Consider the following 11,404-nt stretch of genomic DNA (forward strand, 5'->3'; position numbering starts at 1 on the left):
GCCCAACATCGTTTCCGGACGTGTGGTGGCGACGACGATGAAATCGCGCTCTTCCCATTCGGTGGCTTTGCCTTCTTCATCGAACGCAATCGGGAACTGGTATTTCGAACCATCTGCTAATGGATAGCGGATGTTCCACATGTGGCCGTCTTCTTCTTCCGAGACGACTTCCAGATCCGACACAGCGGTACCGAGTACCGGGTCCCAGTTGACCAGGCGTTTGCCGCGATAGATCAAGCCTTGTTCAACCAGACGCACGAATACTTCGGTGACAACTTTCGAGCGTGGTTCATCCATCGTGAAGTATTCGCGACTCCAGTCTGGCGAGGTTCCGAGGCGGCGCATCTGGCCAGTGATGGTGGAACCGGATTTTTCTTTCCACTCCCAGACTTTTTCGATGAATTTTTCGCGACCCAAGTCATGGCGCGTTATTTTCTGCGCATCAAGCTGGCGCTCAACCACGATTTGCGTGGCGATACCAGCATGATCGGTGCCGGGAATCCATGCCGTGTTGAAGCCGCGCATGCGATGATAGCGCGTCAGGCCGTCCATGATGGTCTGGTTGAAGCCGTGACCCAGATGCAAAGTGCCGGTGACGTTAGGCGGCGGCAACTGGATGCTGAATGCGGGTTTGCCGGCATCGGTGGTCGCGGCGTAGTAGCCGCGTTTTTCCCATTCGCTACGCCAGAACGCTTCTATGTCGGCTGGATCGAAAGATTTTGCTAATTCCATGATTTTGAAAGAATTGTATCGAATCGAGCATTATAAGTGACGATGAGGGCTGCATTGCCTCGGACCAGGCAAATGGAGGTAGAATTCTGGTCTCCGTGGATGGATGCAGGCCTTGATTTTTGTGCAATATGCGGTGTTTGAGCAGCTAGTCATGTGCCAGGCAGAAGAAATGGCTGCTGATCTGACTTGGTTCTAGCCATGCAAGCAGCACCCACCCTGATTGAAAATAGTGACGCGATGATAGAAATTGAATTAAACGGTGCTGCCCATCAGCTGGAAGCGGACCAAAATGTAGAGCAGTTGATCGCTGCATTGTCGCTGGCCGGCAAGGCGGTTGCCGTCGCCATCAATCGCGAGATCGTGCCGCGCAGCCTGTGGGCGCAACGGCGGTTGCAGCCGGCCGACCGCGTCGATGTCGTGCGTGCGATAGGCGGTGGCTGATCATAGGAACAAGCGCAAGGCAGCTGCCTTGCGTGCTTATTGTGTGTGCCTGAACAGGAATCAGAAACCTTCATGACTACGAATACTTTTACCGACGACTTGCTGACCATAGCCGGCACCACTTACCGCTCGCGCCTGTTGGTCGGTAGCGGCAAATACAAGGACCTGGCGCAGACGCGTGAGGCCAGCCTGGCCAGTGGCGCACAAATCGTCACGGTCGCGATCCGCCGCGTCAATATAGGGCAGGACCCGAATGCGCCGAGTTTGCTCGACGTATTGCCGCCGTCCGAATTCACCTTGTTGCCGAATTCTGCAGGTTGTTACAACGCTGCCGATGCCATCTACACGCTGCAACTGGGCCGCGAAATCCTTGGCGGCCACAAGCTCTGCAAGCTCGAAGTTCTCGGCGATGAAAAGACGCTGTTCCCGAACATGCCGGAAACCCTGAAGGCTGCTGAAATACTGGTCAAGGATGGTTTCGACGTGATGGTCTACTGCAGCGATGATCCTATCCAGGCGCGCATGCTGGAAGACATAGGTTGCGCCGCCATCATGCCGCTGGCCTCGCTGATCGGCTCCGGCATGGGCATACTGAATCCGTGGAATCTGTCGCTGATCATCGAGCAATCCAAAGTGCCGGTCATCGTCGATGCCGGCGTCGGCACGGCATCGGATGCCGCAATTGCGATGGAACTCGGCTGCGATGGCGTCTTGATGAATACCGCGATAGCCGGTGCGCAAGACCCGGTGCGCATGGCGCATGCGATGAAGCTGGGCATAGACGCCGGCCGCAACGCCTACCTCGCAGGCCGCATCGCCAAACGCTTTTCCGCTTCGCCTTCGTCGCCTATGGCTGGCCGCGTAGTGTAGAACGCAATATAAACGCATAGAACAGAACACGGATACCCATGAATAACGCATCCAAGCTGCACGGTTTATACCTCGTCACGCCCGACTGGGATGACACCCGCAAACTGCTGGAAATCACCGAACTGGCATTGAAGGGCGGCGTCAGCCTGCTGCAATACCGTCACAAGACTGCCGATGCAGCCTTGCGCCGCGAACAGGCTGAATGCCTGCAGGCGCTGGCACGCAGCTACCAATGCCCGTTCATCATCAACGATTACATAGACTTGTGCATGGACCTCGATGCAGACGGCATCCACGTCGGCGGTACTGACATGGCCGTCGCCGAAGTGCGCAAGGCGATCGGTCTGAACAAGATCCTCGGCGCATCCTGCTACGGCAGCCTGGAGATGGCGCATGCGGCAGAAGCGGCCGGCGCCAGCTATGTCGCGTTTGGCGGTTTCTATCCATCGAAGGTGAAGAAATATCCGGTCACGACTGCAGCGACTATCGTCACTGAATGGAAGGCGCAAGGCAAGGTGCCTAGCTGCGTCATCGGCGGGATGACGAAGGAAAATTCGGCGCCACTGGTTGCGAATGGTGCCGATATGGTGGCTGCGATCAGCAGCATTTATCTGGCCGGCGATCCGCAAGCTGCGGCGCGTGCTTTCGTCAGTTTGTTCGCTGACTGATTTTAGTGCGCGTGCATCGCACGCAAGCAATCCACCTTGCCTGTCTTTTATCGACATATCCTGCTCGATGAAAGACAGGCAATTTTTTTGCAGGGGCGAGGCATGTAGCCCGGCAATTGATGTCGGGCCGCTGCGTCGAAGGGCGTGCAATCAGCGCCGCGCCACACCCCCGCGGCGGCTATAATCGATAGATGCAAAACCTTCTACACAATCTCAATCCAGAACAACTCGCGGCTGTCACTTTGCCTGCGCAACCGGCGCTGATTCTGGCCGGTGCCGGCTCCGGCAAAACGCGCGTGCTGACCACGCGCATCGCCTGGCTGATCCAGACCGGGCAGGTGTCGCCGTCCGGCATACTGGCGGTGACCTTCACCAACAAGGCGGCGAAGGAAATGATGACGCGCCTGTCGGCGATGATGCCTATCAATACGCGCGGCATGTGGATAGGCACTTTTCACGGCTTGTGTAACCGTTTGCTGCGCGCGCATTATCGCGACGCTGCATTGCCGCAGACTTTCCAGATCCTTGATTCGCAAGACCAGTTGTCGATGATTAAGCGTTTGCTGAAGGCAAACAATATCGACGATGAAAAATACCCTCCGCGCAGCCTGATGTACTTTATCAACAGCGCCAAGGATCAGGGTTTGCGCGCCAGCGAGGTGGAAGCGTTTGACGATTACAATCGCAAGATGGTCGAGCTGTATGAAATCTACGACCAGCAATGCCAGCGCGAAGGCGTGGTCGACTTTGCCGAACTGCTGCTGCGCACCTATGAACTGCTGAGCCGCAACCAGCCCTTGCGCGAGCATTATCAGGCGCGCTTCCGTCATATACTGGTCGACGAATTCCAGGATACGAACAACCTGCAATACAACTGGCTGAAGCTGCTGGCCGGCACGCAAGGTGCAGTGTTTGCCGTCGGCGACGACGACCAAAGCATCTATGCCTTCCGCGGTGCCAACGTCGGCAACATGAGCGCCTTCGAGCGTGAATTCAAGGTCGAGAACCTGATCAAGCTGGAGCAGAATTATCGCTCGCACGGTCACATACTCGATACCGCGAACATGCTGATCGAAAACAATACGAAGCGGTTGGGCAAGAATCTGCACACCGATGCCGGCCACGGCGAACAGGTGCGGATCTATGAAGCCACCAGCGATTTGCAGGAAGCGCAGTGGATCATCGAAGAGACGAAGAGCCTGATCGCGGAAGGCGCCATCCGCAGCGACATCGCCGTGCTGTATCGCTCGAATGCACAGTCGCGGGTGCTGGAGCATGCCTTGTTTTCCGCCGGTATTCCATATCGCGTGTACGGTGGCCAGCGCTATTTCGAGCGCGCCGAAGTCAAGCATGCGATTGCCTATCTGCAGTTGATGGATAACCTGCACAACGATTCCGCTTTCTTGCGGGTGGTGAATTTCCCTACGCGCGGCATAGGTGCGCGCTCGCTCGAACAATTGCAGGATGCCGCTAAACAGTATGGCATTTCACTCTATGCGGCGGTGCCTTATGTCGCCGGCAAGGCGGGTTCCTCGCTGGGCGCCTTCGTCAAGCTGGTGGAAAGTGCACGCTTCGAGTCGCAGCATTTGCCGTTGCCGGAAATGGTGCAGGTGGTGCTCGATGCCAGCGGCTTGATGACGCACTTCCATAATGAAAAAGACGGTGCGGACCGGGTCGAGAATCTGGAGCAATTGGTGAGTGCAGCCACCCTGTTTGTTTCCGAAGAAGGTTTCGGTCATGACGCGCCTGCGATGCAGGGCCCCAGAAGCGAGCAGATGGCCGGGCCGGCCATTACCACGCAGGATGGCATCGAAGTGCTGGACGCCGATGCGCCCTTGCCTGCCGTGATGTCGCCGCTGTCGGCTTTCCTCTCGCATGCATCGCTGGAAGCGGGTGACAATCAGGCGCAGGCTGGCCAGGATGCCTTGCAGTTGATGACCGTGCATTCGGCCAAGGGCCTGGAGTTCGATGCAGTGTTCATCACCGGTCTTGAAGAAGGCTTGTTCCCGCACGAGAATTCGCAGAAGGAAGAGGGCGGCGTCGAGGAAGAGCGGCGCCTGATGTATGTGGCAATCACGCGCGCCAAGCGTCGCCTGTACATCAGCTTTTCACAAACGCGCATGTTGCACGGCCAGATGCGTTACAACATGAAGTCGCGCTTCTTCGATGAAATGCCGGAAGATTCATTGAAATGGTTGTCGCCCAAAGTGCAGCCGCAACAGCAGCATCACTGGTACGCGCATCCGAAAGCGGCATGGGAAGATGCGCTCGGCGCAGGCTCCAACAGGATTGCACAAAGCATTGCCAAGACAGATACAGGCTGGCGCATAGGCGAATCAGTCGCACATGCCAAGTTCGGTGAAGGTGTGATCGTCAATATCGAAGGCAGCGGCGGCAGTGCGCGCGCACATATCAACTTCGGTCGGCACGGGATGAAGTTACTGGATTTGAGTATCGCCAAGCTAGACAAGGTAGCCGGCTGAAGATGAGCGGCGATGCCGGCATGCAGCCTGCATCGCCGCTGGTTCAGGACGGCAGCGGTTCCGGCGGTGCGCCGAACATTTGCGTGTAGGTTGGATAGAACGAGCAGTACATGATGACGGTCAGCACCAGCGACATCGGCAGCAATATGAAGATCGATGCAGTCGGCGAGTTGAAGAACATGCCGAAAATCGAACTCACAATCACCGGCAGGATCATGCCTATCGTCACCCACGCCAGGCCGTAAATGATGAAGGCCTTGCCGGCGCGACGCACGGCAAAAAAGCTGTAGAAAATTGCCTTGCCCACGCCCATGCCTTGCCACGCGATCAGGGGCGCGGCAAACCAGAATGCCATCGCTGCCGGCGTGTAGACTGCGGCGGCAAAAAACATTGCCAGCGTCATGTCGGAGTTGCGCACCGTTTCTGCATCCAGCGCGATCTGGCCAGTGATGGCTTGCCAGAACACGCCGCCATCGATCAGGCTGGACGCGCCGACTGCAACAATCGCTGCCAGCAAATACAGGATGCCCAATTTAATCAGTGTGCGCACTGCAGGCGAGCGGAAGCCGACCAGCAGCAGGTTCGGATACACGCGCTTGCCGGTTTCGATATACGCGCATGCATGCATGAAACTCATCGAAAATAGCGGTACCAGTATCAGCGGCAGCAATTGACCGATGACAGGAATGATGCCGAGCGCCAGCATCAGGAACATGTAGCCGAAAAAGAGAGTCGACAGTTCAGCCGGCTGCTTGCGGAACAAGGCAAAGCCTTGCTTGACCCATAACCAACCGGTTTTTGCAGGTAATTTTTCCATCATCCAGCATTCGTGAAAAGTGCAGGCGCAGCTTGTGAGATACGCAGGCGCAAAATACGTTCAAAGTGCGCCGGATCGTGCGGCGTCAGCATTTCCGCATCGCGCGGCATATGGAAATCATACAGGCGCGACAGCCAGAAGCGCAGTGCGGCAGCGCGCAGCATGGCTTGCCATGCGGTTTGCTCGGCATCACTGAACGGCCGGATCTGATGATAGGCATCGAGCATCGCGCGTACGCGTGCCTGATCGAGTTCGCCGCTATCAATATCTATGCACCAGTCGTTGACGGTGACGGCAACATCGAACAGCCAGGTATCGCAACCGGCAAAATAGAAATCGAAGAAACCCGTCAATTCATCGCCATCAAACATCACATTGTTGCGGAACAGGTCGGCGTGTATCGGGCCGTTCGGCAATTCGCGGTAAGTGTCAGTTGCGGCAAACGCATTCTGGAAAGCCATTTCAGTCGTCAGCAATTGCTGGTCGCTGTCGGACAGGTGCGGCAGGACGACTGGCGTGGTTTCATTCCACCATGCTATGCCGCGCAGATTCGGCTGGCGTATCGAAAAATCCTCTGCCGCCATGTGCATGCATGCCAGCATCGCGCCGACTGCTGCGCAATGCACAGGCCGCGGCGAGAGCTGGCAATCGCCTTGCAGCTTGGTCACGATAGAGGCCGGCTTGCCATGCAGTGCATTGATGATGGAACCCTCGCGATTGGCGACAGGCGCAGGAACGGACACGCCGCGTTCCGCCAGGTGACGCATCAGATTCAGGTAAAACGGCAGTTGTTCGAAAGTGAGTTTCTCGAACACGGTCAGCACATATTCGCCGCGCTCGGTGGTGATGAAGAAATTGGTGTTTTCTATGCCCGATGAAATGCCCTTGATCGCGAGCGCGCGGCCCAGATCGAATTGCTTGATCCATGAGCTGAGGTCATCCAGGCTGACCGGAGTAAATACTGCCATGAGGAAATAAAGTAAAAATACGTGTCATCAAAAAGAAAAAAATAACGCACCTGCGTGCGTTATTTTGAGCGTGCTTGCTGCAGTCTTTAGTGGAGCAATTACTTGGCAGGCGCAGGTGCCAGGGTTTGCGCCGCGTCTTCTACCTGTTTGTTTTTCGGTGGCCCGAATTCGCCTACCTTGAATTGCACCGGACGGGTGGTGTCGCTTTGTCCGTCGCCGCGCATCGCACTGCCGGCTGGATCATTCGGCTTGGCGTAATAAGTGCTTTTCCCGGTCTGCACTTTGACTTCAGTGACTTTACCCTGGGATTTTTTCTCGGTAATTTTTTGCTTGGTATCTGGCTGGCGTATGGTCACAGCAGGCGCTTCGCCTTCTTCCAGGCGCTGCATTTGCGGCGGTGGCGGCGCGATATCCTTGGCCGGCGGGGTCGATTGTGCGCTGACAAGCAGAGGTGTTGCGATGACCGCAGCGGAAATCGTAATAAGTGACCAGAGTTTGAATGTGCGCATGATGTATGAAGAAGCCGTCGTTAAAAGGAAACCAATGTGCTTCATTGTAGCAAACCGGCTCATGCCTGCAGTAAATTAGTTCGGTTTGCCGCGCAGTTCATGAGGCCGGCTGTGCATAATGCCAATTTTGCACGTATGCCTATTTGCCCACATTCCAGGCGGGTCCCGGGTTTGGGTAATTTGGTGGCGCAAACTCTGCGATAATCGTAGCCATTTGCCATGAGTGCCTACGCCCTCAGCCGGCCGTCTTGCCTACCGTATCCCTATGAATAAAACCCTGTTATTAGTCGATGGCTCCAGCTATTTGTACCGTGCTTTCCATGCGCTGCCGGATTTGCGCGGCCCGGAAGGGGCGCCGACTGGCGCCATCTACGGCATGATCAATATGCTGCGCCGCCTGCGCAAGGATTACCCGAGCGCTTACATGGCTTGCGTTTTCGATGCCAAAGGCAAGACTTTCCGCGACGATTTGTATGCCGAATACAAGGCGCAGCGCGCTTCGATGCCGGAAGACCTGGTGCGCCAGATCGAACCGATACATGAAGCCGTGCGTGCGATGGGCTGGCCCATCCTGATGATAGAAGGTATAGAGGCCGATGACGTGATCGCCACGCTGGCCGTCGATGCAGTCAGGCATGGGATGTCAACGGTGATCTCGACTGGCGACAAGGATCTGGCGCAACTGGTCAATGAACATGTCACGCTGGTCAATACGATGAGTAATGAAAAGCTCGATCGTGATGGCGTGGTGAACAAATTCGGCGTGCCGCCGGAACGCATCGTCGATTACCTGACCTTGATAGGCGACACCGTCGACAATGTGCCGGGCGTCAGCAAGGTCGGTCCGAAGACGGCGGTGAAATGGCTGACGCAATATGGCACGCTGGACGGCATCGTCGCGCATGCGGCGGACATCAAGGGCGTAGTTGGCGAGAATTTGCGCAGCGCACTCGACTGGTTGCCGCAAGCGAAAGTCTTGATCACGGTCAAAACGGATTGCGACCTGTCTGCACACATGACATCGATTCCGGAGTCATTGACGCAGCAGCCGGAAGACAAGGAAGCGATGATCGCCTTCTTCAAGCGCAATGGTTTCAAGAGCTGGTTGCGCGAGTTGACGGAAGATGCCGCATCGCCTGCTGGTGCTGGTGTGGCTGCGCCAGCAACGGCACCGCAAGGCGCCTTGTTTGATACTGACGTGCCGCCAGTGGAAAAACATTACGAAACGGTATTGACCGAAGCCGACCTTGACCGCTGGCTGCAAAAAATCAATGCCGCCGCCTTGACGTCTATCGATACCGAAACTACCTCGCTGGAGCCTATGCAGGCGCAGCTGGTCGGCATCTCGCTGTGCTGCGAGCCGGGCGTGGCAGCCTACATACCTGTGGCGCATCGCTATCAGGATGCGCCGCCGCAATTGTCGCGCGATCTAGTGCTGCAAAAGTTACGTCCTTGGCTGGAAGATGACAGCAAGCTGAAAGTCGGGCAAAACCTGAAATACGATAGCCATATCTTTGCCAATCAAGGCGTGCAGCTGCGCGGCATCGCGCACGATACCCTGCTCGAATCCTATGTATTCGAATCGCACCGCAGTCACGATATGGACAGTCTGGCTTTGCGTCATTTGAATCGCAAGACCATCACTTTCCAGGAAGTGTGCGGCAAGGGCGCGTCGCAAATCTGTTTCGACCAGGTCGACATCGCGCGCGCGACCGACTATGCGGCAGAAGATGCAGACATCACGCTGCAGCTGCACCTGAGCATGTGGCCGCATGTGGCGGCAGATGCCGGCCTGACTTACATTTATGAAAAAATAGAAGTGCCGACTGCAGTCGTGTTGCAAAAGATCGAGCGCAATGGCGTCTTGATCGATCCCGCCTTGCTGGCCATTCAGTCCAGTGAACTCGGCAAGCGCATGCTGGAAATCGAGCAGAGCGCATACGAACTTGCAGGCCAGCCGTTCAACCTGAATTCGCCCAAGCAGATAGGCGAAATCTTCTTTGAAAAACTGCAGCTGCCGGTGGTCAAGAAAACGCCATCCGGCGCGCCATCCACCGATGAAGAAGTGCTGCAAAAGCTGGCGGAAGATTATCCGCTGCCCAAGGTCTTGCTCGAATATCGCGGCCTGTCGAAACTGAAGTCGACCTACACTGACAAGTTGCCGAAGATGATAGATCCGAGCACCGGGCGCGTGCATACCAATTATGCGCAAGCCGTCGCCGTTACCGGGCGGCTGTCATCGAACGAACCCAATCTGCAAAACATCCCGGTGCGCAATGCAGAGGGACGCCGCATACGCGAAGCCTTCATCGCGCCGCCCTGCAGCGTGATCGTGTCGGCCGATTATTCGCAAATCGAATTGCGCATCATGGCGCACATCTCGGGCGATGAAAACATGTTGCGCGCATTTGCCGAAGGGGTCGATATACATCGCGCCACCGCGGCAGAAATTTTTGGCGTCAATGCTGCTGACGTGGATAGTGAACAGCGGCGTTATGCGAAAGTGATCAACTTCGGCTTGATCTACGGCATGAGCGCATTCGGTCTGGCCGGCAATCTGGGTATAGAACGCTCGGCTGCACAAAGCTATATCGAAAAATATTTCTACCGCTTCGCCGGCGTCAAGCGTTACATGGATGAGACGCGGCTGGAAGCCAAGGCGCGCGGCTATGTGCAAACCGTATTTGGCCGTCGCCTGTGGCTGCCGGAAATCAATTCGCCGAATGGCCCGCGCCGTCAGGGCGCCGAGCGCGCTGCGATCAATGCGCCCATGCAAGGCACGGCGGCCGACTTGATCAAGCTGGCGATGATCGCCGTGCAAGACTGGCTGGAAGCGGAAAAACTGCAGAGCAAGATGATCATGAAGGTGCATGATGAACTGGTGCTGGAGGTGCCGGAAAGCGAATTGGCCCTGGTGCGTGTAAAGTTGCCGGAGCTGATGCGCAATGTCGCGCAATTGAAAGTGCCCTTGATAGCTGAAGTGGGCGTCGGCAGGAACTGGGAAGAGGCGCATTAAGCAGCGCATTGAAGGTGTTGATCAAGCGCATGAATTCGCACATGGATTTCCCCGTCTGCGCCATGCATGAAAATGCTGCCGCAGATATTTGCAAACGTAACGATACGCTGGAGCTTAGCCATGGAAAATTTGAAAGAAGATTTCGCCAGTCTGGTTGCCAAAACGCCGCTATCCGATGGCGTGGATAGACGCGGTTTCCTGAAAACTGCGCTGGGTACAGGCTTTGCCGCAGCGGTGTTGCCGGTGCATGCGCAAAGCGTGGTCAAGACCGATGCAAAGGGTTTGACGGTCGGCGAAGTGACGGTGATGGTCAATGGCCAGGCGGTGCCAGTCTATCGCGCGCAGCCGGAAGGCAAAACCAATCTGCCGGTGATACTGGTCATCTCGGAAATTTTTGGCGTGCATGAATACATCGCCGATGTGGCGCGCCGCTTTGCCAGGCTGGGTTATCTGGCGCTGGCGCCTGAATTATTCGTCCGTCAGGGCGACCCGGGCGCGTACGGCACGATAGCCGAGTTGCAGAAGGAAATCATCAGCAAGGTGCCGGATGCACAGGTGATGACGGACCTCGATGCGGTGGTGGCATGGGCCAAGGCCAATGGCGGCAATACGAACAAGCTCGGTATCACCGGATTTTGCTGGGGTGGACGCATTACCTGGATGTACGCCGCGCACAATCCGCATATCAAGGCCGGTGTCGCCTGGTATGGTCGCCTGGTCGGTACGAGTACGCCGCTGACGCCGGCTCATCCGGTCGATATCGCAGCCAGGCTGCAGGCGCCGGTGCTCGGTTTGTATGGCGGGCAGGATGGCGGCATACCGGTCACGACCATAGTCCAGATGAAGGCTGCGCTCGAGAAGGGGCGCAGCAAATCGGAGTTCGTGCTCTTCAAGGATGCC

At 56.6% G+C, this 11,404-nt stretch carries 10 protein-coding genes; 6 read left to right on the forward strand and 4 right to left on the reverse strand.

Annotated elements, in window-relative coordinates:
* Window positions 1–732 (reverse strand): class I tRNA ligase family protein (locus Q7T06_RS12240; protein ID WP_304785071.1); only part of this gene is annotated, 732 nt, incomplete at its 3' end.
* A 237-nt stretch (window positions 733–969) separates the two neighbouring features.
* On the opposite strand from Q7T06_RS12240, the gene thiS reads away from it, so the two are divergent.
* From thiS to Q7T06_RS12260, 4 genes are all read left to right on the forward strand, one after another.
* Window positions 970–1,173, forward strand: coding sequence for a sulfur carrier protein ThiS (gene thiS / locus Q7T06_RS12245; RefSeq protein ID WP_304785084.1), 204 nt, complete (start codon window positions 970–972; stop codon window positions 1,171–1,173).
* A gap of 72 nt (window positions 1,174–1,245) precedes the next feature.
* Window positions 1,246–2,043 carry a thiazole synthase gene (locus Q7T06_RS12250; protein WP_304785073.1) on the forward strand — a complete coding sequence of 266 codons (798 nt, stop codon included), beginning with the start codon at window positions 1,246–1,248 and terminating at the stop codon, window positions 2,041–2,043.
* Between the two features lie 38 nt (window positions 2,044–2,081).
* The gene (gene thiE / locus Q7T06_RS12255) at window positions 2,082–2,711 is read left to right on the forward strand and encodes a thiamine phosphate synthase (protein ID WP_304785075.1); all 630 of its coding nucleotides are present in this window, start codon (window positions 2,082–2,084) and stop codon (window positions 2,709–2,711) included.
* A gap of 191 nt (window positions 2,712–2,902) precedes the next feature.
* Entirely contained in the window at window positions 2,903–5,194 is a 2,292-nt protein-coding gene (locus Q7T06_RS12260) for a UvrD-helicase domain-containing protein (protein ID WP_304785077.1), read from the forward strand.
* Between the two features lie 43 nt (window positions 5,195–5,237).
* Here the strand turns inward: Q7T06_RS12260 and Q7T06_RS12265 are convergent, their stop codons facing one another.
* From Q7T06_RS12265 to Q7T06_RS12275, 3 genes are all read right to left on the reverse strand, one after another.
* Window positions 5,238–6,011 carry a BPSS1780 family membrane protein gene (locus Q7T06_RS12265; protein WP_304785086.1) on the reverse strand — a complete coding sequence of 258 codons (774 nt, stop codon included), beginning with the start codon at window positions 6,009–6,011 and terminating at the stop codon, window positions 5,238–5,240.
* Window positions 6,011–6,979: a homoserine kinase gene (locus Q7T06_RS12270; protein ID WP_304785079.1), complete on the reverse strand. Its 969-nt coding sequence runs from the start codon at window positions 6,977–6,979 to the stop codon at window positions 6,011–6,013. The genes Q7T06_RS12265 and Q7T06_RS12270 overlap by 1 nt, the downstream gene beginning before the upstream one ends.
* A gap of 98 nt (window positions 6,980–7,077) precedes the next feature.
* A complete protein-coding gene (locus tag Q7T06_RS12275) occupies window positions 7,078–7,488 on the reverse strand; it encodes a DUF2782 domain-containing protein (RefSeq protein ID WP_304785081.1) in 411 nt (136 codons plus the stop codon).
* Between the two features lie 265 nt (window positions 7,489–7,753).
* Here Q7T06_RS12275 and polA point away from each other — a divergent pair, with 265 nt between their 5' ends.
* Both polA and Q7T06_RS12285 read left to right on the forward strand, forming a co-directional pair.
* Window positions 7,754–10,504: a DNA polymerase I gene (gene polA, locus Q7T06_RS12280; RefSeq protein ID WP_304785088.1), complete on the forward strand. Its 2,751-nt coding sequence runs from the start codon at window positions 7,754–7,756 to the stop codon at window positions 10,502–10,504.
* 120 nt (window positions 10,505–10,624) lie between these two features.
* Window positions 10,625–11,404: dienelactone hydrolase family protein (locus Q7T06_RS12285; RefSeq protein WP_304785082.1), on the forward strand; the 780-nt coding region annotated here is incomplete at its 3' end.

This window comes from Herminiimonas sp. (assembly GCF_030645555.1).
GTDB lineage: Bacteria > Pseudomonadota > Gammaproteobacteria > Burkholderiales > Burkholderiaceae_D > Oxalicibacterium.